The 521-nt window shown below is 27.8% G+C and carries 1 protein-coding gene and 1 pseudogene; both read right to left on the reverse strand.

What is annotated here, in order from left to right:
* A pseudogene (locus L8V79_RS08175) lies at positions 1–240 on the reverse strand (hypothetical protein); the annotation flags it as partial.
* A gap of 10 nt (positions 241–250) precedes the next feature.
* On the reverse strand, positions 251–521 hold a 271-nt coding region (locus L8V79_RS08180), incomplete at its 5' end, for a hypothetical protein (protein ID WP_263703207.1).

The raw sequence follows: 521 nt of genomic DNA on the forward strand, positions 1-521 counted from the left end.
CTCAAGCAAAGTAGAACTTTGCCCTGTATAAAGATTAGGATCTAAATATCTAGGTTGATAATTAATATAAGGAGAAGTTCTTAATATACGATCAGCTTCAAACAAAGCTTTAGAATATTCTTGGGTGTATTTGCCTACTTCACGCCCATCTTTTCTTTTATCAAATATAATTTGATTTGTATTTTTATCAACTTCTAATATAAGTCCATTAGAAGTATAAATTTCATAAGTTTCACTCATTATTATCCTTTCATCCTATATACAAACCATCTTCCATAATTATAGTAGTGGCTAGTCTGCCTATGAATTTGTTGGAATAATCTTGTATTTTATTAATATCATTAAAATCTTCTTTATCTTTTCTTCTATTTCTTTCATTATCAACATCTTTATTATTTACCCCCTTATACATCACTTCTAAATTATGTTGTCCTATGGCTTCTAAATTTTCCATTAATCTTCTTGCTTTTTGTCTATCTTCTATGAACTTACCCTTTTCATCTTGAGTAGTGCTATAAATA

It is taken from the genome of Campylobacter sp. IFREMER_LSEM_CL2194, assembly GCF_025771685.1.
GTDB lineage: Bacteria > Campylobacterota > Campylobacteria > Campylobacterales > Campylobacteraceae > Campylobacter_D.